Here is a 22,474-nt window from a genome sequence, read left to right as displayed (position 1 = left end):
CTTCCCGGAAGGGAGGCAGGCCCTGGGCGCGCTGTGGCTGGGGACCTTCCGCAGGTCCAGCGGGTCGGCCCCGCTGCGTGGATGGGAGCCGGTCGCGGACAGAGCCCGCCTAGGAGTTCGGCCAGCCGGCGAACGGGGACCTGCACATCAGCTGGATGGGCGATCTCGGCCGGCAGCACGAAACCGCGTACAACGGCGACCACATCCGGCAGCTGCGCGCCGAGCCCAGTGACGGCCTCGACCCGGCCCTGGTCACCTCCGGCACGTTCAAGGTCGTCCGCAACGGCACCGGCGTGGCCGTGCCCTCGTTCCCGACGGACTCAGGGTTCGCGATGTGTGGCTCCCTCCGTGAGGGCTTCGGTTCGTCGTCGGTCCAGGTCCTGCTGGACGCGGGTGACGTCCTTGGCGTACGTCCGGTACAGGAGGGTGAGGACGGCTCCGTTGACCGCCATCAGGACGACGAGGACCCAGAGGAAGACCACCCGCAGGCCGATCGCGTCGCCGAGGAAACCGGCGCCGAGGCTGAACGCGGCCCAGGCGACGGCTTCGAAGACGGTGATGTAGACCGCGAAGGCGGCGCCGCGGAGTTCGGGCGGTGTGATGGCCATGACCATGGGCCGGTTGACTCCGGGGTTGACGCCCTGCGCGAGGCCCATGAGGGCGAAGAACAGGGCGAACAGCCCGCTGCCGCAACTCGACGTCCCGCACGACGGGTTCGGCGTCGGTGCGTAGCATTCGGCACATTGGCGTCGTGCGCACACGACGGAGGTGCGACGCGCTGCCCGCGTGAACCGGTGGCGGCTCCATGACGGCGGCGGACGCCCGGGGATCGAGGGGGAGAGGCTCCATGTCGAGGCGCCGCGTGGTCGTGGTCGGGGCCGGGATCGGTGGTCTCACGGCCGCGGTGGCACTGCATCGCCGTGGTTGGCACGTCACCGTGTGCGAACGCGCCACCGAACCCCCCGTCACCGGTGCCGGTATCGGCCTCGCCCCCAACGCGCTGCGCGCACTCCAGGCCATCGACGTCGACATCACCCGGACCACGGGAAGCGCGGTACCCGCCACGATGGGTGTGCGTCGCGCCGACGGCCGGTGGCTCACCCGGACCGGTACCGCCGACCTGGCGGCGCGCTACGGGCTGCCCCCGATCGCCGTCCCGCGCCCGGCCCTTGCTCTCGCCCTGGCCACCGCCCTGCCGACGGAGGCCCTTCGCTACGGCACCGCCGTGACCGCCGTCGACGACGCCGTCGGCCGCCCGGTCCTGCGTACGGAAGCCGGCCCGGACCTTCGCGCCGATGTGGTCGTCGCCGCCGACGGGATCCACAGCCCGCTGCGCCGCGCGTACTTCCCCGCCCACCCCGGCCTGCGCTACATCGGCGAGACCGCTTGGCGGGCCCTCGTGGAAGCGCCGGACCTCCGGATTCCGGCCATGAGCGAGACCTGGGGGCGGGGCGAGCGGTTCGGAGTGACTCCGCTCTCCGACGGCCGGTTCTATCTCTACGCCACGGCCGCCGTTCCGGCCGGCGCCCGGTCGGCCGACCCCCGTGCCGAACTCCGCCGTCGCTTCGGCTCCTGGCACGACCCGATTCCGGCCCTGCTGGACCGTGTCGATCGCCTCGCCCCCGAGGATGTCCTCCGGCACGATCTCCACGAACTGGCCGCCCCGCTCCCGCGTCTGCACCACGGCCGGATCGCCTGGCTCGGCGACGCCGCCCACGCGATGGCGCCGAATCTCGGCCAGGGCGGCTGCCAGGCCATCGAGGACGCGGTGGTCCTCGCCCACCTCCTGCCCGCCGGGGACGCCGGGGACGCCGGGGACGGCGGGGCCGGCTCGGACACCATCCCGGCCGCACTCGCCGCGTACACCGCCGCGCGCCGCGACCGCACCGACACCGTGCGCGTCCGCGCCCGCCGGGTCGGCCGCCTGGGCGCGCTCCGTCACCCGCTCGCGGTGGCGGCCCGCGACCTCGCGGTACGCGCCACCCCTACCCGGCTGGCTCTGCGTGGCATGGACGACCTGTTCGACGGCTTCCACCTCCCGGACCGGCCGACGAGATGACGCGCTCCGACTGCCCCGCCGGCCAACTCGTCCACGGGAGCCGTCGATCGGGCGTCGCCGGTCGGCTGGAGCGCGGGACCTCGGCGGGCGGCGGGAGTCGTCGCTCCGGGAGTCAGCGGGCCAGTCGGTCCTCCAGCCACTGAAGGATCTCGGGCGTGACCGGGTCGGTGATGTCGGCGAACTCCTCGTGCTTCTTGAGGAACTTCGCCACGTACGGGCAGACCGGCACGATCCGCATGCCGGAGGCGCGCACGTCGGTCAGAGCCTGCTCGACGAGGATCGAGGCGAGGCCCCGGCCGGCGTAGGCGTCGTCGATCTCGGTGTGGAAGAAGACCCGCCGGCCCTCGCGGTCGCGGTACGCCGTGAGGCCGGCGTGCTGGTCGTCCACCAGGATCTCGTAGCGGTGACGGGGGTCGACGTGCCGGACGACGGGGGTGGATTCCTGCTCGCTCATGGTGTGCCTTTCGGGCTCAGGATGTGAGGGGCTCAGCATGTGAGGGGCGTGAGGGGCATGGGGGGAGTGACGCGCTGTGAGGCGCTCAAGGGCTCACAGCGCGCCGGCGGGCTCAGGCGCGGGGCGGGTTCCCCCGTGGAGTCAGGGCGGCGTTCGGGAGGGCCGGGGCCGGGAGGCGGGCGCCGGGGTAGCCGTCGACATGGCCGAAGCGCTCGGAGGCTCGCTCCCACTCCTCCCTCGCCTCGACGATGTCCTGGTGGCTGCGGCCGATGAAGTTCCACCACATCACGATCTTCTCGTCGAAGGGTGTACCGCCGAGGAGGACCGTGCGCGCGCGGTGGTCGGACTCGTTCGTCAGCGTCAGCGTGGCGTGTCCGGTGCCGAGGTAGCCCAGTTCGGCCGGGCCGAGGAGAGTGTCGGCGAGGCGGACTGCTCCTTCGTCGACGAGCAGGCCGTGTTCGAAGGCCGGATCGACGGGGAGCGTGACCGTGGCGCCGGCGTCGAGGAGGAGTTCGGCGCCGAGGAGGGGGGTGAAGGTGGGCACCGGGGAGGTCTCGCCGGCGAGCGTGCCGAGGAACACCCGGATCTCCGCGCCGTCGCGTTCCACGGGCTTCGGGACGTGGTGCCGGAAGTCGCGGTCGGCGTGGCGGTGTTCGTCGGGCAGTGCCACCCACAGCTGCACCCCGTGGAGGACGGTGGTTCCCGGGGTGGAGACCTCGGTGTGGCTGATGCCGTGGCCGCCGGTCATGAGGTTCAGCTCCCCGGGTCGTACGAGCGCGTGGCTGCCCAGGCTGTCGCGGTGCTCGATCTCCCCGCTGAAGAGCCAGCTGACCGTCTGCAGCCCGGTGTGCGGGTGCGGCGCGACGTCCATGCCGCCGGACTCGGCGACCGGGTCGGGGCCGTAGTGGTCGGCGAAGCACCACGCTCCGATCAGCGTCCTGGCCCGCTGGGGGAGCGTGCGCCGTACGGTCATGGCGCGCGGGCCGCCCAGCGGGACGTCCCGGGCGGTGAGGACCTCGACGTCCGTGTCGCCCATGCCCGACCCCTCTCATGTAGTTTCGTTTTCAACAATCATGGACGATGATAGCGCTCGTACCCGCGACACGCACGGGGTACCGGTACGGGTCGGCAGCGAAGGAGCGAGTGGTGAGCGACATGGCACAGGTGTCCACGGGCGGGCGGGTCTACCTCGACAAGCAGAGCCCGACGGCCTACCAGGCGCTGGTCCGCACCGCCGACGCCGTCCGCGCGACGGCCGCGGACGCGGGCCTCGACCGCGTCCTCGTCGAACTGGTCAACCTCCGCGTCTCCCAGATCAACGGCTGCGCCTACTGCCTCGACGTGCACACCAGGGCCGCGCTCCGGGCCGGCGAGACGACCCGGCGACTCGGCGTGCTCGCCGCCTGGCGCGACACCGAGCTCTTCACCGTGCGGGAGCGCGCGGCCCTCGCCCTGGCGGAGGCCACGACCGATCCCGCGGACGCGCTCGCGCAGGAACGGGCGTACGGCGCGGCCCGCGAGGTCCTGAACGACGACGAGATATCCGCGGTGATCTGGGTGGCGATCACCATCAACGCGTTCAACCGCGTCTCGATCCTGAGCCGGCATCCCGTACGGGATGCGGCACATCCCGTACGGAACGCGGAGCCCCTTGTGCGCGACGCTACGGCTTGACCCACGCGGCGTCGCCGGCCGACAGGCGCCGTGTCACCACGAAGGCCGCCACCAGCAGCGCCAGCGTCACCCCCAGGACCACCGTCAGTCCGATCCGAAGGAGCAGGGCGCCCGCGAGGGCGCCGAGGAACATCGCCAGTACGGACAGGAATCGCCGGCCCGGCCGAGGGCCGGCTCCACCGGCCGCGGTGGAGTCCGCGGCCAGTCCGGTCAGCGTCTGGGTCAGCACGGTCGTGGTCAGGTCCGGGACGCCGAGGCGCCGGGCGACCGCGGTCTGCATCCCCATGGCGAGTCCGAGCGTCACGATCAGGGTGTACTGGACCGGGGTGCTCACCTCGTCCCGCGCGACGACGGCGGTGACGAGGGCCGCGGTCACGAGCACCGCCTGCAGCGCCGTGCCCGCGGCGAGAAGCCGCCCACGGTGCGCGGCGAACCGGGCGCCGAAGCGGCCGGCGGCCGTCGCGCCGGCGAGGAACGCCGCCATCGACACGGCGGAGGCGGGCGTGGACAGCCCCTCCGCACCGGCCAGGGCGAAGCCGAGGAGCACCACGTTTCCGGTCATGTTGGCCACGAAGACATGCCCGAGTCCCAGAAAGCTCACCGCGTCGACGAGGCCGGTCACCACCGTCAGCGTCAACATGAGCGGCGGCAGAGGCCCGTGTCGGTCGCCCGTCGGCGGGACCAGCGTGTGGGCCACGTCGGCCAGCAGTCTGCGCATCCTCGGATGCTCCTTCCGGGTCCGCCTGATGCGCCGGGCACGGACATGCCTCAGCCGGTGGCCGGCGGGAACTCCTGTTCCGCCCAGATGGTCTTGCCGTGGCGGCTGTAGCGACTGCCCCAGCGGGTGGTGAGCTGGGCCACCAGGTAGAGGCCGCGGCCGCCCTCGTCGGTCAGCCGGGCTCGACGCATCCGTGGGTGGGTGGCGCTGGGGTCGGAGACCTCGCAGATCAGGCGGCCCGCGCGGATCAGCCGTACGTCGATCGGACCACCGGCGTACCGGATGGCGTTGGTGACCAGTTCGCTCAGCACCAACTCGGTGGTGAACACGAGCTCTTCGAGCCCCCATTCGCGCAGCCGCGTCGTCGCGGCCTCCCGTACCGTGCCGACCGCCGCCGGATCGGCGTCGATCTGCCAGGAGGACGCGTCCTCGGCCGGCACCGCCCGGGTGCGGGCGAGCAGCAGGGTGACGTCGTCCCCGAGGCCGTCGGCGGGGCGGCCCGCGACGATCGCGCGGCCGAGTTCGCGCAGGGGACCCGCGAGGGAGGCGGGGCGGGTCAGATGGGTGGCGAGTTCGTTCATGCCCGCGTCCATGTCGCCGTCCCGCCCCTCGATCAGGCCGTCGCTGTACAGGGCGAGGACGCTTCCGGGGGCCACGTCGACCTCCGTCGTCTCGAAAGGGAGGCCGCCGACACCCAGCGGGGGACCCGGGTCGACCGGGAGGTACGACACACGGCCTTCCGGGTCCGCCAGGGCGGGCGGTGGATGGCCCGCGGATGCCACCGTGCATCGCAGTGAGACCGGGTCGTAGATCGCGAACACACAGGTCGCGCCCGTGGGGGAGGAGGGGTTGCCGATGTGCCAGCCGTCGTCGAAGTCGTCGGGGTCACCGCTGTCCGTCCCGTTCTCGCCCTCCTCGTCGAGGTCCGTCTCCTCGGGTTCGGCGAGCAGTTGGGCGACCAGGTCGTCGAGGTGGGTGAGCAACTCGTCCGGTTCGAGGTCGAGATCCGCGAGGGTGCGCACGGCCGTGCGCAGCCTGCCCATGGTGGCCGTGGCCGCGAGGCCGTGGCCGACGACGTCCCCCACGACCAGGGCGACGCGGGCGGAGGAAAGCGGGATCACGTCGAACCAGTCCCCGCCGACACCCCTCGTGGTGTCCGCGGGCAGGTACGCGCCCGAGGTCGTCGCCGCGATCGTCTCCATCTGGGTAGGCGGCAACATGCTGCGCTGGAGGCCGACGGCCGCGCGGCGCTCTCGCGTGAAGCGGCGGGCGTTGTCGAGAGCGAGGGCCGCACGGTCGGCGATCTCGCGCAGCAGGTCCCGGTCGGCAGCTTCGTACGTTCCACGGTCGGCGTTCCGGCCCAGGGACACGCGGCCGAGCACCATCCCCCGGGCGCGCAGCGAGGCCGTCATGGTCATCGGGTAGCCACCGACGTCGTGGTCGTCACCGTCGTCGACGGCGACGAGGCCGACGTCCGAGGTGACCGGGCCGTCCCCCGCCGCGGAAAGCCCCGCCACGGCGGTACGGCGGAGCAGCAGCCGCCCCTCCCGGTCCGGCACCGGCTCCTCGCCCAGGGACACCGCCTCCGCGATCTCCACGACGGCGAGGTCGCCCAGGCCGGGTACCAACGCGGCGGCCAGTTCCCTGCCCGTGTCCCTGACCGACAGAGAACCGCCGACGCTGGCCGTGGCACGGTGCAACAACGCCAGGCGCTCGCTCGAACGGTGCAGCTCGGTCACATCGGTGAAGAGGGCCGTGACCCCCAGGGCCTGCCCGTCGGGCTTCTGCAGGCGGAACGCCGAGATCGCGATGACCACCCCTCCGGCCGGATCCTCGATGGTCCGCAGGAACTCCTCGGCGCGGATCAGCGGCCGGCCCGTGGCCAGCACCTGGAGCAGCTTCTCCTCGACCGACTTCGCGTCTCCGGGCCAGAGGAAGTCGCTCAGGCGTCGGCCGCGCAGATCGGACGGCACGCCGGTGTACGGCAGGAGGTGGGTGTTGGTCCGCAGGAGCCGTAGCTCCGAGTCCAGGACGGCGAGTCCCACCCGGTCCTGGAGGAACAGCTCTCTGATGAACGCCTGGTCCTGGTGCCAACTGAGGGCCTCTGCCGCCGGGGCGACCAGGATGAGGCATCCCGCGCCCGCCCCCACACCCGCCGTACCGTCCCGCTCGCCCACGTCGGTGAGATCGAACAAGTGGAAGACGACGGGCACGGGCTCGCCCCCGCCCGTGCGCAGCACCGCCTCGCCGCCCCGGGCCCCCCGCGCGTAGGCCGCCACGATCGCCGGCCAGGCAGCGGGGTCGGCCAGCAGGGCGCGCGCCGACAGGCCGACGACGTCGACGGCGGACCGGCCGAGCAGTGCCCCGGCCTCCGGTGTCCAGCCGCTGATCCGCCCCCGGCCGTCGAGCAGGGCGCCGGCGGTGCCCTCGGGGAAGGGCAGGAAGCCGGCACGCGGGAAGGGCGTGTCGTTCACGGTGCCTCCTCCTCTCGACCGCTCTCGGTGCCGGACGGTGGCTGGGCCCGGGCGATCAGAAGAGCGACGTCGTCATGGTCGTCGGGGCCCCGCAGCGCACCCAGGAGCAGGTCACAGGTCTCCTCCAGGGGCAGGGAGGACTGGCCGAGCAGGTCGGTGAGGGCCGCGAGCCGGACATCGATGTCCTGGTCACGGGTCTCCACCAGGCCGTCGGTGTACAGCACCAGTTCGTCACCCGCGACGAACTCGATCTCCTCGGTCTCGAAGGGGACGCCGCCGACACCCAGGGGCGCGCCCGTGGGCAGGTCGAGAAGGAGGGGGGCCCGACCGACGGGGACGTGTACGGGCGGAGGATGGCCGGCGTTGGAGATGCGGCAGATCCCCTGATGGGGGTCGTACACCGCGTACACGCAGGTGGCCATCGCGTCGTCCAGATCGGCGATGATGCGGTCCAGGTGGGTCAGGATCACGGCGGGTGACAGACCGAGCCCGGCGAGCGTGCGGGCCGCGGTGCGCACTTGCCCCATGGTCGCCGCGGCGGTGATGCCGCTGCCCATCACGTCGCCCACGACGAGGGCCGTCCTGCCGTCCGGCAGCGGGATCGCGTCGAACCAGTCCCCGCCCACCTCGACCGCCGCGGAGGCGGGCTGATAGCGATAGGCCACGTCGAGCCCGTTCAGCCGTGCCGGACCGTGGGGCAGCAGATGGCTCTGCAGGGCGAGGGCGGCCTGGCTCTGCTGCCGGTACCAACGGGCGTTGTCGATGGCCACGGCCGCGCGGGCCGCCAACTCCCCGGCGAGCAGGACGTCGTCCCGGTCGAACGGCTGCGAGTTCCGCGCGCGCTTGAGGTCGAGCACGCCGAGGACGACGCCACGGGCGCGCAGGGGGACGGCGAGATAGGAGTGGATGCCGGCCTGCCGCAGGAGTTCGGCGGCGGAGCCGGCGCGGGCGATGCGGGGGAGGTCGCCGTCCGTGACGTGCTGGACGAGAACCGGGCGGCCGGTACGGGCGCACTGGGTGACCAGCCGCTCGGTGCCGTAACGGGCCGGTTTGCCGACCGGGTCCGCGGCCTCTTCCGCCGGGGTGGGGTACGCGGCCTTCACGGCGAGGGCGCGGAAGACGGCCGGACCCGAGGCCCTCGTCCCTCCGGGGTGCGGACCGGTCAGGATGTCCTCCAGGACGTCGACCGCCGCGATGTCGGCGAACTCCGGCACCACCAGATCCGCCAGTTCATGAGCGGTCAGGTCCAGGTCGAGCGTGGTGCCGACGCGCTCGGAGGCGTCCGCGATCACCGCCAGACGGCGCCTGGCCCGTGCTGCCGCCCTCGCGGCATGGTGCTGGTCGGTGATGTCCACGACCGAGGCTGCCACCCCGACGACGCGCTTGCCCGACGTCTCCAGGCGGTACAGCGACATCGACCACATCTGCTCCTTGCCGTCAGGGCGGACGGAACCCCGCACGTTCCTGGAGAGGATGGGAACCCCCGTCTCCAGTACCTCTCGGAGCGCCGGCTCCAGTTCGTCGGCGTCCGGCGACGTCACGGCCTCGCGGAACGTGCGGCCCAGATAGCTGGCGGCGGTGCGTCCGTCGATGCGTTCCAGCGCCGGGTTGACGAGGACGAACCGGAGGTCGGGGTCCAGCACGGCGAGGCCGATCGGGGAGTGGGCGACCAGCCGGGAGGACAGGGCGAGGTCCTGCTCCACGCGCCTCGCGGTGGCCGCGTCCGTGGCGAGACCGAGTGCGTACAGACCCCCTTCGTCGTCCTGGAGCCGGGTGTTGCGGAACTCGACCTGGATCGTGCGGCCGTCCTTGCGGCGTACCGAGATGACTCCGGCCCAGGGCCCACCGCCCGACATGACGCGCTCGAACAGGGACAGCACCTGGTCCCGCTGGTGCTCGGAGACCAGCAGCGGGGCAGCCGGCCGGCCCAGCGCCTCGGCCGCCGGGTATCCGAAGATCGCCTCCGCCTGGGGGCTCCAGAGGACGATCCGGCCGGTCGCGTCCACGACGACGGCGGCCACCCCGAGTACGTCGAGGAGCCCGCCGGGCTCCACGGCGAGCTCACCGCTCGCCGGGTCCGGGCCGGCAGGGGGAAACGCCGCCGCGCTCATCCAGACCGCATCCCTCCTCCACCCCGCAGCCACTGCTGCACCTCTACGGAGCGGACGCACGGGTCTCCTCCATCATCCCGCCGCGGGAACGGACCGCCAGTCGTCGGCCGCCGACGTGCACCCGTCCGGTGATGTGGCGTGCGCCTTCGGTGACGCGTCACGGCTTCCGGTCGAGGTCGGCCGGCCGGCGGTGTCACGCCACTCGCCGGTGGAGTGCGTTCAGGACGTCCAGCTCCTCGTCGGTCAGTCGAAGCGCGCCGGCGGCCACGTTCGCGACCAGGTGGTCCGGGTTGCCGGTTCCGGGGATGGCGAGGACGTGCGGGCCCTGGTGGAGCGTCCAGGCCAGCCGCACCTGTACGGCGCTCGCCCCGTGCGCCCGCGCGACGGTGAGCAGCTCGGGGTGGTCGGCGCCGCCGCCGCCCGCTTCCCTTCGGGTGCCGGCGATCGAGTAGAACGGCACGAACGCGATGCCGAGATCGCCGCAGTCGCGGACGAACGCGTCGTACTCGGGCCGGACGCCGATGCCGTACTGGTTCTGGACGCAGACCACCGGCGCGATGGCCCGGGCCTCGGCGAGGTGCTCGGGGGTGACGTTCGAGACGCCCAGATGGCGGATGAGGCCGGCGTCGCGCAGCTCGGCCAGTGCGCCGAAGCGTTCGGCGATCGAATCGGTGCCGACGATGCGCAGGTTCACCACGTCCAGGTGGTCCCGTCCGAGTTGGCGCAGGTTCTCCTCGACCTGGCCGCGCAGCTGTTCGGGCGTGGCGTGGTCCAGCCACTCGCCGGAGGGGCCTCGGCCCGGTCCGACCTTGGTGGTGATCACGAGGTCGTCCGGGTAGGGCGCCAGCGCCCGGTTGATCAGCTCGTTCGCGGAGCGCAGCGGGGAGAAGTAGAAGGCGGCGGTGTCGATGTGGTTCACCCCGAGCTCGACGGCGCGACGCAGCACGCCGATCGCCCGGTTCCGGTCGCTCGGTGCCGCGCCCGGCGCGAACGCCGCACCGTCCTGTGTCAGTCGCATCGCGCCGAACCCGATCCGGTTGATCTCCAGATCGCCGAGTTTCCAGGTGCCCGCTGCCGCCGCGTCGATCGTCTCTTCCGTCATGTGCGGAATGATCCGCCCGAGGCGGGCTGCCGGACCATTGATTAAGGCAGGGGCGAATCCATGGGTGCCGTGGTGGGCCGGCGACGCGGCGGCGGCCTTGCCCGGAGGGGCTCGGCCGCCGCCGTCCGGTCAGGCTGTCGCCGCGGCCGCGGCCGTCTGCTCGGTGGCGGGCAAGTTCACCGCCGCGGTGCGGGGCTCCTGCCGGGCGCGCAGTCCCACCCGGCCGATGACGGCCACGAGTGCGAAGGCCGCCGCCCCGATCCAGAAGGTGAGGGTGAAGCCGGACTCCGCCGGCAGGGCCGGAGCGCCCGCCGGGAGGTGCTCGATGGTCTGCGAGGCCAGGATCGTGGTGACCACGGCGCTGCCGATCGCGCTGCCCGTGGAGCGGGAGATGGAGTTGATGCCGTTGGCGATGCCGCTCTGGTGGGGCGGGACGCTCGCCATGATGACGGCGGGCATCGCCGCGTAGCCGAAGCTGACGGCCGCACCGACCACGACGCCCGCGCCGATCACCGAGACGGTGTGGGCGTGGTCGAGGGCGAGCCAGCCGAAGCCCACGGCGCCGAGGGCGGCGGCCAGGATCAGGGCCGTGCGCGGGCCGCGGTGGCGGACCAGCCGGCCGCCGATGGGCGAGGCGAGCAGGGAGACGATCGCGCCGGGCAGCAGGAACTGTACGGAGGCGCGCAGGATGGACGCGCCGAAGCCGTAGCCGGTCAGCGCCTCGGGCATCTGCACGAGGTACGAGACGCCCAGGAAGTTGGCGAACATGCCGAATCCCACGAGGACGCCGGCCAGGTTGGCCATGAGCACCGGCCGGTGGACGAACATCCGCATGTCCACCAGGGGTTCGCGGACCTTGAGCTCGGTGAGGACCCAGACGACGGTCATGACGGCGGCGCCGGCGAAGCTGCCGAGCGTACGGCCGGAGGTCCAGCCCCACTCCTGGCCCTGGGAGATGGGCAGCAGAAGCAGCAGCAGGGTGAGGCCGAGGGTCAGCGCGCCGAGGAAGTCGGTGCGCCCGCCGGTCTTGTGCCGGGTCGCGGGGACGAGGAAGACCACCGCGAGGAGGGCGAGGGCGGCGAAGCCGGTCGCCATCCAGAAGGCGCTGCGGTAGTCGGCGTCCGAGCCCGAGGTGAGCAGGCCGGTGGCGACGAGCGCGAGGCCGCTGCCGAAGGCGAGGGTGCCGCTGACGAGCGCCATCGCGCCGGGCAGCTTCTGCGGGCGGACCTCCTCGCGCAGGACGGAGAGCGCGAGCGGGAAGATCGCGGTGGCGGCGCCCTGAAGCACACGGCCCAGGACCAGCAGCGGGAGCGAGGTCGCCAGGGCGGCGATGACGGAGCCGATCACCATGACGCCGAGGACGGCCACCAGCGTGGGCTTCTTGCCGTGCTGGTCGCCGAAGCGGCCGAGCAGCGGGGTGAAGACGGCGGCGGAGAGCAGCGTGGCGGTGGTCACCCAGCTCACGTCGGCGGTCGACGTGCCGAGATCGTCGCGGATGAGACCGAGGATCGGGACCGGCAGGGTCTGCATCATCGACACGACCATGGCCGCGAGGCTCAGCGCGAAGATGACGACCGTCTCGCGTCGGGGCCCGGCGGTGGCCGGGGGAGTGGAGGGGCTCATGTCGGGGAGGACCTTCTCAGTGCTTCGGGGTGCTCAGGGGTGCTTCAGGGCGTAGATGTTTGATGTCATCAAGTAACTCGGTCGACGGTAGACGGAGATAGTTCAGGTGGTCAAGTAAACAATTGATAATGTCAAGGATCTTGAGTACGCTCGAAGCGTGAGCACGACGACCCCTGAGACCCCCACCAAGCTCCAGCTCCTTGAGCTCCTCGCCGCCATCGGTTCGGCCCAGTGGCGCGACTTCGCCGCCGCCGCGGCCCACCACGGTCTGACGTCGATGCAGGGCAAGGTCCTCGCCCAGCTCGACACCCCGAAGCCGATGCGCGCGCTCGCGACCCTGCTGGTGTGCGACGCGTCGAACATCACCGGGATCGTGGACCGCCTGGAATCCCGCGGCCTCGTGCGCCGCGAGCCCGACGCCGCCGACCGCCGTGTGAAGAACGTCGTGGTGACGGACGAGGGCCGTGAGGTCATCCTGCGCGTCCGCGAGGAGATGCAGGCGACCCATGGCGCGCTCGACACCCTCGGCGCCGAGGACAGGGCGACCCTGTATGCCCTGCTGGAGCGGCTGCGCCCGGGCATGGAGAAGCGCGCCTGAGGCGAAGTGGCGGTCCCAAGACAGCGCGTGGGGTGACGTCACCCGCTTGCCGGTGCCTGGGTTGCGGCTAATGTCGTATTAAGGCCATATCTGCACCCTCGTTTCCGCGCTCTTCGGGCGAAGGAAAGGGGGCGTACGGAAGGAGCCCCCATGTCCCGCACATTGCGCGGCGCGATAGCCCTGGTCGGGGCCGCCGCACTCTCGCTCGGCGCTGTGGCGACCAGCGGCGCGGCCCAGCCGGATGAGGCGAAACAGGACGTCAAGATCGGTCTGCTGCTGCCCGAGAGCAAGACCACACGGTACGAGAAGTTCGACCGGCCGTACATCGAGCAGAAGATCAAGGAACTGGCGCCCGACGCGCAGATCGACTACTACAACGCCGCCGAGAGCGCCACGACCCAGCAACAGCAGGTCAACACCGCCCTCGCCAAGGGCAACAAGGTGCTGATCCTGGACGCGGTCGACGCCAAGTCCATCCAGTCCTCGGTGCAGAAGGCGCATGACGCCGGTGTGAAGGTCGTCGCCTACGACCGCCTCGCGCAGGGGCCCGTCGACTCCTATGTCTCGTACGACAACCGCAAGGTCGGCGAGCTGCAGGGTCAGGCACTGCTCGACGCGCTCGGCGACAAGGCCGACACCGGCCAGATCGTGATGCACAACGGTTCGCCGACCGACCCGAACGCGGCCGAGTTCAAGGCCGGCGCCCACTCCGTCCTCGACGGCAAGGTGAAGATCGGCAAGGAGTACGACACGCCGAACTGGGACCCGAACAACGCCAACCAGCAGATGTCGGGCGCGATCAGCGCCCTGGGCAAGGACAACATCGTCGGCGTGTACTCGGCCAACGACGGTCTGGCCGCCGGCATCTCCACCGCTCTCCAGTCGTCCGGTATCAACGTGCCGTTGACCGGTCAGGACGCCCAACTCGACGCCATCCAGAGGATCCTGCTCGGCACCCAGACCATCACGATCATGAAGCCGTACAAGCCTGAGGCCGACATCGCCGCCACGATGGCGGTCGATTTCGCCGAGGGCAAGGAGCTTCCCGCGTCCCTGACGCCCACGACCGTCACCAGCGGCAGTGGCGAGAAGGTCCCGGCCAATCTGCTGACCCCGATCGTGGTCGACAAGAACAACATCGGCGACACGGTCGTCAAGGACGGTCTGTACACGGTCGCGGAGATCTGCACTCCCACCTACGCCGCAGCCTGCAAGGAGGCCGGACTCCAGTAGCCGTAGCCCATCGGGGGTGTGCGGAGGAGGCGGTTGGTTTGCCGGAAGGACCTGTGCTCACGCTGCGGGGGATATCCAAGCGGTTCGGCGCCGTCCAGGCGCTGTCGGACTTCGACCTGGAGGTCCAGGCCGGCGAGGTCGTCGCGCTCGTCGGTGACAACGGCGCCGGGAAGTCCACCGCGGTCAAGGCGATCGCCGGGGTGAACCCGCCCGACGAGGGCGTCATCGAATGGCAGGGCCGGAAAGTCACCATCAACCGGCCCCACGACGCCCAGAACCTCGGCATCGCCACCGTCTACCAGGACCTCGCGCTCTGCGACAACCTCGACGTCGTCGGCAATCTCTTCCTCGGCCGCGAGCTGAAACGCTTCGGCGTGCTCGACGAGGTCGGGATGGAACGGCGTTCGCGCGAGCTGCTCAGCACGCTGTCGATCCGTATCCCCAGCGTCCGCATCCCCGTGGCCTCCCTCTCCGGCGGCCAGCGGCAGACCGTCGCGATCGCCCGTTCCCTGATCGGCGAACCGAAGGTCGTCATCCTGGACGAGCCCACCGCCGCCCTCGGCGTGGAGCAGACCGCCCAAGTCCTCGACCTGGTCGAACGACTCCGCGACCACGGTCTCGGAACCATCCTGATCAGCCACAACATGGTGGACGTGATGGCGGTCGCCGACCGCATCGCCGTTCTGCGCCTCGGCAGGAACAACGGGTTCTTCGACAAACGCTCCACCACCACCGAGGAGATCATCTCCGCCATCACGGGTGCGTCCGACAGCGCCGTCACCCGCCGCCAGGCCCGCAAGCGGGAGGAGGAGCGATGAACCGGGACCGACGCCCCGACGACGCCTCCTCCCAGGAAACGGCGCCCGAAGCGATGCCCGCCGTCGACAGCCGGCTGCTCGTCCGCGAGGAAGGGCTCCGCGGGTATCTCGGGGAGTTCAAACGCAAGCTGCGCAGCGGCGAGTTGGGATCCCTGCCCGTCGTCGTCGCCGTCGTCATCATCTGGACGGTGTTCGGCAGCCTCGACAGCGCCTTCCTCTCGGCCCAGAACCTCTCCGACCTCAGCCAGCAGATCGTCGGCACCGGCATGATCGCCGTCGGGATCGTCTTCGTCCTGCTCCTGGGCGAGATCGACCTCTCCGTCGGCTCCGTCAGCGGCCTGTGCGCGGCCATCTTCGCCGTGCTCAACGTCCTGAACGGGATGAACGAGTGGCTGGCGCTCCTCGTCGCCATCGCGGGCGGAGCGGCCGTCGGGCTCATACAGGGCTTCTTCTTCGCCAAGGTCGGCGTGCCGGCGTTCGTCGTCACCCTCGCGGGCAATCTCGCCTGGAACGGCCTGATGCTCCAGGTGCTCGGCACCAGCGGCACGGTCAACATCCCCAGCGACAGCATCGTCTCCGAGCTCTACTCCACCATCTTCCACAGCCCGGCCGCCGCCTATGTGACCGCGGCGGTCGGCGTCGGACTCTTCCTGGCGGCCTCGCTGCTCGACGCCAGGCGCCGCCAGGCCGCCCGAGTACCGTTCCGCCCGATCGCCGAGATCGTGCTGCGTACGGTCGTCATCGCCGCGATCGCGTTCGTCGCGGCCTACATCCTCAACCAGTACCAGGGCCTGCCACTCGCGCTCCTGATCTTCCTGATCCTGCTGGTGATCGTGGACTTCGTGCTGCGCCGCACGTCGTACGGGCGGCAGATCTTCGCCGTCGGCGGCAACATCGAGGGCGCGCGGCGCGCCGGTATCAGCGTGCCGTTCATCCGCATGTCCGTCTTCTCGATCGCGGGCACCATGGCCGCGGTCGGCGGCCTCTTCCTGGCCGGACAGATCCAGTCCGCGAGCCAGACCTCCGGCGGTGGCAACCTGCTGATGAACGTCATCGCGGCAGCCGTCATCGGCGGCACGAGTCTGTTCGGCGGACGCGGCTCGGTGTGGTCGGCCCTGCTCGGCGCCCTGGTGATCGGATCCATCCAGTCCGGGATGAACATCATGGGCGTCAGCAACGCCGTCCAGTTCATGATCACCGGATCGGTGCTGCTCGCCGCCGTGGTCGTCGACTCCCTGTCCCGCAGGAGCCAGAAGGCCGCGGGCCGCGCCTGAGCCTTCTCGATCCCCCAGCGTTCCCGCGCCCGTCAGAGCGCGCGGGAACGCAGCTCCGACGCCGTCACGAGATGGATCTGCGCCTCCACCCAGGCCCCGACGGCCGCCGTGGGACCCACCTGGCGCAGCGCCGCCGGGACGGCCCGGACCAGCTCCGCGGCGGTGGCCAGACCGACCCGTGACAGGCGGGTCGCCGACTCCTCGACCTCCGCCAGCGCGCCCTCGGGAAGGTGCCGCAGACCACGGGCCGCCGCGGCCGCCAGACAGGACAGGGCGGACTCCAACGCGCCGGTGATCGGGTCCTCCGGGCGACGCGCCACGGTCGGGGCGAGGCGCCCGCCGACCGGCGGCGGAGCCAGGTCGGGCACGATCACACCCTCGGTGGTCATCACGGCGATCGGGTCCAGGACGAGGCCGCCTCCCGAAGCCCGGACGAACGCGCTCAGATGCCGGACCTCGCCCCCGCCGCCTCCCAGCGCGGCGGCCAGCGTGTCCAACCCGCCGGGGCTGTACGGGTTGTACGACGCCAGGACCGTCGCGGACGTCCCCCGCGCGTCGGTCACCGTCGCCTCGAGCCGCTGCTGCGCGGGGTCGTAGCCGATCTCCCCGACCTCATGGACCTCGACCACATGGACGGAGTCGGCCTCGACCCGGGCCCGGACCAGGCGCGGAGGCAGCGCGGCCAGCGCACGGGCGTGCGCGGCGAAGTCCCGTACCAGCAAGGGCTCGGGGAGCTCCGACCACGCCGTGCCGACCGGCGTCACACTCGTACCGGCGACCCGGCTCGTCCCGATGGTGAGCGAACGGCCGGGCGTACGGGAGGCCCGCTCGCTCACCACATGCGAGCGGGCCACCGCGCCCAGGGTGGAACCCGCGATCCTCCGCGACACCAGCTCGTGCCCCGTCGGCTCCTGGCCTTCTGTCAGTTCCCAGTGCCGGCGCAGCACCAGGGCGATGCCGGCGGCGCCGTGGGCGAAGTACACCTCCGCCGTCCGGTCGGCGGGAGTCCCGCCCACGCGGCAGCCCAGCGCGGTCAGCCGGACGCGGCGCAGCGGTGTGTCGCCCCGCTCCCCGGAACCCAGGAGCCGGGACGCGGCGAGCGACGCCCCACGCGCCGAGGCCCGCCGGCGGGCATGCACCTCGGTCAGCAGGAAGGCCAGCTCCTCGGCCCGGTAGTGGGCACCCCGTGCGGCATGGTCGTCCAGCTGCGCGATCAACTCCGTCAGCGCCCCGGCCGGCCAGTGCAGGGCCGCGGCGGTCAGCTCGTCCCGTACCCGGCGCAGGGCCGTGGCCAGGACCGGTCCGGCGTGCGCCACACCGTCCAGGAGTAGTTCGTCGACGAGCGAGACGGCCGTGTCCAGCGCTGCCCCGTCGGTGCCGGAGCGGCTCTTCCGGCCGCCGACGTCGATCTGCGTCGGCGGTGCGTCCGGGTCGGCCTCCACGGCTGCCCGGAACGCCCAGACGGCGAGCGCGATCATCTCCCCGCGCAGGTCGTCGGAGGCGTCGGTGACCGCGTGCCCCACGGCGTCGCGACCCGGGAACCGCACGGTGCAGGTGGGGAGTTCCGCCCGCGCGCCGGGCTCCTCGGCGCTCGGGTGCCGCAGCCGGGCGGTGTAGCCGCGTGCGAGCGTACGCCGCGCGGAGGCCACCGCACGACGCCCGACCGCGGTGGTCAGCGCCTCGTCGTCGAGATCACCGGGGGACCAGGGCGGCGCGGACGCGTCGGCCGCCGGTACCTCGGCGGCGGGCCCCTCCTCGGCCGTACGCCGGTAGGCGAGGACGAGCCCCAGAAGATGGCGGCAGAGCCCCGGGGCCCCGCAGGTGCAGGAGCCCTGGTCGAGGCCCGCGCCGGGCGGCAACGACACCTCCGTGCCGTCGGGGAAACGGCCGCGCAGCGTGGCGTCCGCGGCGAGCGACACCGACGCCCCCGTACCGGCGTCGAGTTCCTTCGTGGCGCGCTTCACCAGACCGCGATTGGTGAGGGCGGCGAGCGTGTCCGCGTCGAGTGCGAGCAGGTCGGTACGGCTCATCGGCCCAGCCTCTCGGCGACGAACGCGGCGAGCTCGCCCGGCGTCATCGCGCCGACGTGCGCCCCGGCGTCCGCCAGACGCTGCGCGAGCCCCCGGTCGTACACGGGGTCGGCTTCCTGGTCCAGCGCGGCCAGACCCAGCACGGTCGTGCCCTGCTCGACCAGCGCCCGGACCCCGCGCACCAGCCGGTAGGGGTCGCCGCCCTCGTAGAAGTCCGTGATCAGCACGACGATCGCGCGCCGGGGGTTGTCGATGAGCCCGGAGCCGTAGTCGACGGCGCGCGCGATGTCCGTACCTCCGCCGAGCTGGACGCGCATGAGGAGCTCGACCGGATCGGTCACCTCGCTCGTCAGGTCCACCACGTCGGTGTCGAAGGCGACCAGATGGGTCCTCAGGCCCGGCAGCCCCCACAGACTCGCGGCCGTGACGGCCGAGTGGATGACCGAGTCGACCATCGAGCCCGACTGGTCCACCAGCAGGATCAGCTGCCACTGCTCCAGGTGCTTGCTCGTGCGGGAGTGGAAGCGCGGACGCTCGATCAGCACACGGCGCTCTTCGGGCTGGTAGTGGGCCAGGTTGGCCTTGATCGTGCCGCGGAAGTCGAAGTCCCGCGCGAGGGGCAGCCGACTCGGGCGCCGCGAGCGCGCCCCGGTGAAGGAGCGCCGGACCTCGGTCCTGAGCTGCTCCAGGAGACGCCGGACGACCGTCTCGACGATCCGCCGGGCCAGGCGCAGCACTTCGGGGTTCATCAGGTGCTTGGTGCGAAGGACGGCGCGCAGCAGCGTGGGGTTGGGCTCGACGCGCTCCAGAACCGCCGGGTCGGTGACGATCTCGTGGATCTCGTAGCGCTCGACGGCGTCCCGCTCCAGGCGCTCGACGGTCTCCTTGGGGAAGAGGCGGTGGATGTCGTCGAGCCAGTCGACCGCGGTGACGGCGGACGGCCCGTCGCCTCCCTCCCGGGCGTGAGTGCCCGCGCGGACACCACGCCGTGCCTGCTCGGCGTCGCGACCGTAGAGCCAGTCGAGCGCGGCGTCGCGGGCCGCAGGCTCGCCGGAGAGCGGCCCCGTGCAGCGCTCGGCGGGGGCGCCCAGGACGAGCCGCCAGCGTTCCAGGCCGGGATCGGGGGTGTTCGGTGCGGGATTCCCGGTGGTCATGACGTCGCTCGCAGACCGTAGGTGTCGAGGGTGTGCCGCACGTGGGCCTCCAACTCCCGGGCGCGTGCGATCAGCAGGGGGTCGGCGGTGGTGCGCAGCAGTGAGCGTGCCGAGCCGCGCAGCCCGCGCCGCTCGATCAGCCGGGCGGCGATCTGCTCGCGCTCGCGCGGCGGGAAGTAGGCGAACGCCTGCCGCAGCGCGGGCAGACCCACCAGGAACTCCGTCTCCGTCATCGCACGTACCAGCTCGTCCAGTACGTCGATCAGCGGCTCGGGACCGCTGTGCCCGGTCAGTTCCTCACGGGCGACCGAGAACAGGCCCGCGAGCCAGTCGCCGAGCGTCCCCGGGTCCCCGATCGCGCGCGCCGAGGCCCCCGCACTCGCGGCGGTCCCGGCATCCGTACCCGTACCGCTGCCGTCCGGAGCGGCGGCCGGGGTGAGGACCCGGAACAGTCCGAACGCCGCACCGCGCAGGTCGGCCGGCGCGGCCGCGTCCAGACTGATCCGGCGGAACACCGCCGCCGCGGCCTCCCGCGAGACGGAGAGCAGCTCCTCGGCGCGCAGCAGCGCGTCACGGACCGCCGCCAGCGCATGCAGGCGGTCGCGATCGGGGGCGCCCGATCCGTGCAGACCCTCGACGAGCCACAGGACGCGGCCGACGGCGGTGTCGATCGCCGCGGCGAGCAGCGGATCGCGGGCCACGCCGTACACCCGGTCGTGGCGCCACAGCCCCAGTGCCGTACCGAGCACCCGGCCCAGCGGGCCGGGCGCAGCGGCCCGGCCGAGACCGGCGCAGAGCGTGGAGAGCACCTGGGCCGAAAGCCGAGTGGCCCCGCACACCACGGCGTCGAAGAGGACATCGGCCAGGGCGCCGGCTTCCGTACCGGCATCCCGGGCCCGGTCGCCGAGTGCGACCGCCGCGGCCTCCTCCAGGCTCGCGCCGAAGCCGCCCGCCTCGATGAGCGCCGCCTCACGGCCCGCCAGGGGCGACGGCTCCCAGCGCTCGGTGAAGACCGGGTCGGTGCCATGGGTCGGCCCCGACACCCGAACGAACCCCGGGATCCGCAGCACCCGCAGGCGGTGCAGCACCTGACTGCGGGTCAGGTCCGCGGGGTCGGCCAGTTCGAGGGTCACGGCCCGCGAGCCGTCGAGGCCGAGAGCCGTGAGACGGGCGGCGACGTCGTGCACCAGAGGGGGCACGGGCGTGTCGGGGTGCAGCCGGCCGACGCGGTCACCGGAGCAGGCCGCCACCATCTCCACGACGACCGGGTGAGCGCCCGCGCCGAGCGCTCCACGGCGGGTCCAGGGCAGCGGCTCGTCGAGGGCGTCGGTGACGAGCGCGCCGGCCAGCCCGTCCAGGAGGTCGAGGCGGGTGGGCAGCGGGTGGCCGCGCAGCGCCGCGAGGCCGGACGCGGTGCTGTGCGCGGCGATCAGGGCGGCGGTGGACACCGGGTGGTTCCGTGCGCGCAGCCGCTTCACGACGGAGCGCACCAGGTCCTGCCCGGCGGCGCGCGGGCCGGCCTCCCAGAGCCGCTGGTAGTACGCGGGCGAGGGCATCCCGGACTGATAGCCGGCGAACGCGTCGAGCTGACGGAAGGAGTACGGCACGAGGAAGCTGCCGCCGATCGCGCCCTCCGGCGGCGCCGGCACCGCCGGCCAGCCGCCCTCCCGATCAGGGCCGGAGGGCGCGGTGCCCTCCTCCGGGCCCACCGGTGCGTCCGACCGTTGCGGACCGCCGGGGTCCACGAGGGTGCGCAGCGCGGGCCGGTGGAAGCCGCCCGTGACGACGAGAACGGGCCGTTCCCCGGCGGCGGCCACGGCGGCCCGCACCCAGGACGCCATGTACCGCTCGCGCGCCTGATCCCCCTCGTCCGCGGTGGCGTCGCCGCGGACCACGTCGAAGTACGCGTCGAGTCGCGCGGCGAGCCCGTCGCCGGCCGGATCCGAAGCCGACTCGGGGGCGCGATGGGTGGCGGAGCCGGGGGCGGGCTCGGAGGCCGGCTGAGGGGCCGACTCGAACATCCGGTCCCACAGGGCGTCGACCGAGTCGACGCCGAAGCGGCGGCACAGCCGCTCCGTCGCCTCGGCATAGCGGGCCTCGGCGTCCGCGTACCGGTTGGTCCGCCCGGCGAACGCCGGATGCCAGGCGGGCAGGTCGATGAACCGCACCTCGGCGCCCGCCGCCCGCCCCGCCGTGAGCGCGACCCACTCGGGGGAGTAGTCGCAGAGCGGTGCCCAGGACGTGGCGGCCCGCTTCTCGTCCCGGTAGTGGCTGAACACCGCCACCGGCAGCTCGTGGCCGAGGAGCAACTCGTCCAGGCGACCGTTGAGATCGGCCGGGCCCTCCACCAGGACGTGCGCGGGCCGCAGCTCCTCGATGGTGCGGGCCACCAGCCGTGCGCAGGCGGGGGAGTGGTGCCGTACGCCCAGGAACGTGACCGTCATCCGCCCGCCAGCAGATGGCGGGAGGCATGCAGGGCCTTCCACTGGGCGCCGCGCCGACCGGAGACCCGCTGCTCCAGATAGCGGCGCAGCCGGGCCAGGTCCTCCGGGCTGTCCTTGGCCGCCGTACCGGCCAGACAGGTCACCAGGTCGGCCGCGTCGGCCGGCTCGCCCCGCAGGAACCAGCCCCGGACGCCCATCGCGTGGGCGACCGACACGGCCTCCGCCGTGCTCATCACGGAGGAGAGCCGGTCCACCCCTGAGCCGTCCCGGCCGACTCCGGAACGCAGTTCACGGAAGGTGGTCACCAGGACCTCCATCACGTCCCGGTCCGGTGCCGCGGTCACGCCCGAGCTGCGCAGCAGCGCCGTCGCCTCCGCCTCGACCAGGGCGATCTCGGTGTCCAGATCGGGGATGGGGAAGACCGTCTCGAAGTTGAAGCGCCGCTTGAGCGCGGCGCTCATCTCGTTGACGCCCCGGTCCCTGGTGTTCGCCGTGGCGATCACGTTGAAGCCCTGCCGGGCGAAGGCCATCGCCTCGGACCCCTCCAACTCCGGTATGGACAACACCCGTTCGGACAGCAGAGAGAGCAGCGAGTCCTGCACCTCCAGCGGGCAGCGGGTGATCTCCTCGAACCGTACGAGCCGGCCCTCCTGCATGCCCCTCAACATCGGAGCCGGTACGAGCGACCTCGTCGAGGGACCCTCGGAG

18 protein-coding genes are annotated in these 22,474 nt (G+C 72.5%); 6 read left to right on the top strand and 12 right to left on the bottom strand.

Annotation, left to right across the window (positions count from 1 at the left end):
- Nucleotides 1-320: 320 nt before the first annotated feature.
- Nucleotides 321-761: an MFS transporter gene (locus ACFQ7Q_RS33020; protein WP_383561650.1), complete on the bottom strand. Its 441-nt coding sequence runs from the start codon at nucleotides 759-761 to the stop codon at nucleotides 321-323.
- Nucleotides 762-847: 86 nt separating this feature from the next.
- Here ACFQ7Q_RS33020 and ACFQ7Q_RS33015 point away from each other — a divergent pair, with 86 nt between their 5' ends.
- A complete protein-coding gene (locus tag ACFQ7Q_RS33015; protein WP_383561648.1) occupies nucleotides 848-2,059 on the top strand; it encodes an FAD-dependent oxidoreductase in 1,212 nt (403 codons plus the stop codon).
- Nucleotides 2,060-2,171: 112 nt separating this feature from the next.
- Here the strand turns inward: ACFQ7Q_RS33015 and ACFQ7Q_RS33010 are convergent, their stop codons facing one another.
- On the bottom strand, nucleotides 2,172-2,513 hold the full coding sequence (locus ACFQ7Q_RS33010) for a GNAT family N-acetyltransferase (RefSeq protein WP_383561646.1): 342 nt from the start codon (nucleotides 2,511-2,513) through the stop codon (nucleotides 2,172-2,174).
- 112 nt (nucleotides 2,514-2,625) lie between these two features.
- The gene (locus tag ACFQ7Q_RS33005; RefSeq protein WP_383561644.1) at nucleotides 2,626-3,549 is read right to left on the bottom strand and encodes a pirin family protein; all 924 of its coding nucleotides are present in this window, start codon (nucleotides 3,547-3,549) and stop codon (nucleotides 2,626-2,628) included.
- A 119-nt stretch (nucleotides 3,550-3,668) separates the two neighbouring features.
- On the opposite strand from ACFQ7Q_RS33005, the gene ACFQ7Q_RS33000 reads away from it, so the two are divergent.
- Nucleotides 3,669-4,187, top strand: a complete 519-nt coding sequence (locus tag ACFQ7Q_RS33000; protein ID WP_383561652.1) for a carboxymuconolactone decarboxylase family protein — start codon at nucleotides 3,669-3,671, stop codon at nucleotides 4,185-4,187.
- Here ACFQ7Q_RS33000 and ACFQ7Q_RS32995 read toward each other — a convergent pair.
- From ACFQ7Q_RS32995 to ACFQ7Q_RS32975, 5 genes are all read right to left on the bottom strand, one after another.
- Nucleotides 4,177-4,905: a YoaK family protein gene (locus ACFQ7Q_RS32995; protein ID WP_383561642.1), complete on the bottom strand. Its 729-nt coding sequence runs from the start codon at nucleotides 4,903-4,905 to the stop codon at nucleotides 4,177-4,179. The genes ACFQ7Q_RS33000 and ACFQ7Q_RS32995 overlap by 11 nt on opposite strands.
- A gap of 50 nt (nucleotides 4,906-4,955) precedes the next feature.
- Nucleotides 4,956-7,379, bottom strand: coding sequence for a SpoIIE family protein phosphatase (locus ACFQ7Q_RS32990; protein WP_383561640.1), 2,424 nt, complete (start codon nucleotides 7,377-7,379; stop codon nucleotides 4,956-4,958).
- Nucleotides 7,376-9,490, bottom strand: a complete 2,115-nt coding sequence (locus ACFQ7Q_RS32985; protein WP_383561638.1) for a SpoIIE family protein phosphatase — start codon at nucleotides 9,488-9,490, stop codon at nucleotides 7,376-7,378. Before ACFQ7Q_RS32985 ends, ACFQ7Q_RS32990 begins: the two co-directional genes overlap by 4 nt.
- A gap of 193 nt (nucleotides 9,491-9,683) precedes the next feature.
- The gene (locus tag ACFQ7Q_RS32980) at nucleotides 9,684-10,592 is read right to left on the bottom strand and encodes an aldo/keto reductase (protein ID WP_383561636.1); all 909 of its coding nucleotides are present in this window, start codon (nucleotides 10,590-10,592) and stop codon (nucleotides 9,684-9,686) included.
- A 129-nt stretch (nucleotides 10,593-10,721) separates the two neighbouring features.
- Nucleotides 10,722-12,215, bottom strand: coding sequence for an MFS transporter (locus ACFQ7Q_RS32975; RefSeq protein ID WP_383561634.1), 1,494 nt, complete (start codon nucleotides 12,213-12,215; stop codon nucleotides 10,722-10,724).
- A gap of 157 nt (nucleotides 12,216-12,372) precedes the next feature.
- Here ACFQ7Q_RS32975 and ACFQ7Q_RS32970 point away from each other — a divergent pair, with 157 nt between their 5' ends.
- From ACFQ7Q_RS32970 to ACFQ7Q_RS32955, 4 genes are all read left to right on the top strand, one after another.
- A complete protein-coding gene (locus tag ACFQ7Q_RS32970; protein WP_383561632.1) occupies nucleotides 12,373-12,813 on the top strand; it encodes a MarR family winged helix-turn-helix transcriptional regulator in 441 nt (146 codons plus the stop codon).
- A gap of 150 nt (nucleotides 12,814-12,963) precedes the next feature.
- Nucleotides 12,964-14,046, top strand: coding sequence for a substrate-binding domain-containing protein (locus ACFQ7Q_RS32965; RefSeq protein WP_383561630.1), 1,083 nt, complete (start codon nucleotides 12,964-12,966; stop codon nucleotides 14,044-14,046).
- Nucleotides 14,047-14,084: 38 nt separating this feature from the next.
- Nucleotides 14,085-14,864, top strand: coding sequence for an ATP-binding cassette domain-containing protein (locus ACFQ7Q_RS32960; protein ID WP_383561628.1), 780 nt, complete (start codon nucleotides 14,085-14,087; stop codon nucleotides 14,862-14,864).
- Entirely contained in the window at nucleotides 14,861-16,138 is a 1,278-nt protein-coding gene (locus ACFQ7Q_RS32955) for a sugar ABC transporter permease (RefSeq protein WP_383561626.1), read from the top strand. Before ACFQ7Q_RS32960 ends, ACFQ7Q_RS32955 begins: the two co-directional genes overlap by 4 nt.
- Nucleotides 16,139-16,170: 32 nt before the next feature.
- On the opposite strand, the gene ACFQ7Q_RS32950 is transcribed toward ACFQ7Q_RS32955, so the two are convergent.
- The 4 genes from ACFQ7Q_RS32950 to ACFQ7Q_RS32935 form a co-directional block, all read right to left on the bottom strand.
- A complete protein-coding gene (locus ACFQ7Q_RS32950; protein ID WP_383561624.1) occupies nucleotides 16,171-18,168 on the bottom strand; it encodes a hypothetical protein in 1,998 nt (665 codons plus the stop codon).
- Nucleotides 18,165-19,322 carry a VWA domain-containing protein gene (locus ACFQ7Q_RS32945; RefSeq protein ID WP_383561622.1) on the bottom strand — a complete coding sequence of 386 codons (1,158 nt, stop codon included), beginning with the start codon at nucleotides 19,320-19,322 and terminating at the stop codon, nucleotides 18,165-18,167. Before ACFQ7Q_RS32945 ends, ACFQ7Q_RS32950 begins: the two co-directional genes overlap by 4 nt.
- Nucleotides 19,319-21,766: a DUF5682 family protein gene (locus tag ACFQ7Q_RS32940; RefSeq protein ID WP_383561620.1), complete on the bottom strand. Its 2,448-nt coding sequence runs from the start codon at nucleotides 21,764-21,766 to the stop codon at nucleotides 19,319-19,321. The genes ACFQ7Q_RS32945 and ACFQ7Q_RS32940 overlap by 4 nt, the downstream gene beginning before the upstream one ends.
- The coding region (locus tag ACFQ7Q_RS32935; protein ID WP_383561618.1) for an AAA family ATPase at nucleotides 21,763-22,474 on the bottom strand (712 nt) is incomplete at its 5' end. The genes ACFQ7Q_RS32940 and ACFQ7Q_RS32935, both read right to left, overlap by 4 nt.

Source organism: Streptomyces sp. NPDC056527, assembly GCF_042794475.1.
GTDB lineage: Bacteria > Actinomycetota > Actinomycetes > Streptomycetales > Streptomycetaceae > Streptomyces.
The sequence above is the reverse complement of the archived record's forward strand: the minus strand, read 5'-3'. Positions and strand labels throughout refer to the sequence as shown.

Coding starts and splice junctions, on each gene's coding strand:
- ACFQ7Q_RS33010 (WP_383561646.1), bottom strand. CDS start 2,513: ATGAGCGAGCAGGAATCCACCCCCGTCGTCCGGCACGTCGACCCCCGT.
- ACFQ7Q_RS32995 (WP_383561642.1), bottom strand. CDS start 4,905: ATGCGCAGACTGCTGGCCGACGTGGCCCACACGCTGGTCCCGCCGACG.
- ACFQ7Q_RS32950 (WP_383561624.1), bottom strand. CDS start 18,168: ATGAGCCGTACCGACCTGCTCGCACTCGACGCGGACACGCTCGCCGCC.
- ACFQ7Q_RS33015 (WP_383561648.1), top strand. CDS start 848: ATGTCGAGGCGCCGCGTGGTCGTGGTCGGGGCCGGGATCGGTGGTCTC.
- ACFQ7Q_RS32975 (WP_383561634.1), bottom strand. CDS start 12,215: ATGAGCCCCTCCACTCCCCCGGCCACCGCCGGGCCCCGACGCGAGACG.
- ACFQ7Q_RS32980 (WP_383561636.1), bottom strand. CDS start 10,592: ATGACGGAAGAGACGATCGACGCGGCGGCAGCGGGCACCTGGAAACTC.
- ACFQ7Q_RS33005 (WP_383561644.1), bottom strand. CDS start 3,549: ATGGGCGACACGGACGTCGAGGTCCTCACCGCCCGGGACGTCCCGCTG.
- ACFQ7Q_RS32940 (WP_383561620.1), bottom strand. CDS start 21,766: ATGACGGTCACGTTCCTGGGCGTACGGCACCACTCCCCCGCCTGCGCA.
- ACFQ7Q_RS32965 (WP_383561630.1), top strand. CDS start 12,964: ATGTCCCGCACATTGCGCGGCGCGATAGCCCTGGTCGGGGCCGCCGCA.
- ACFQ7Q_RS33000 (WP_383561652.1), top strand. CDS start 3,669: ATGGCACAGGTGTCCACGGGCGGGCGGGTCTACCTCGACAAGCAGAGC.
- ACFQ7Q_RS32945 (WP_383561622.1), bottom strand. CDS start 19,322: ATGACCACCGGGAATCCCGCACCGAACACCCCCGATCCCGGCCTGGAA.
- ACFQ7Q_RS32985 (WP_383561638.1), bottom strand. CDS start 9,490: ATGAGCGCGGCGGCGTTTCCCCCTGCCGGCCCGGACCCGGCGAGCGGT.
- ACFQ7Q_RS32955 (WP_383561626.1), top strand. CDS start 14,861: ATGAACCGGGACCGACGCCCCGACGACGCCTCCTCCCAGGAAACGGCG.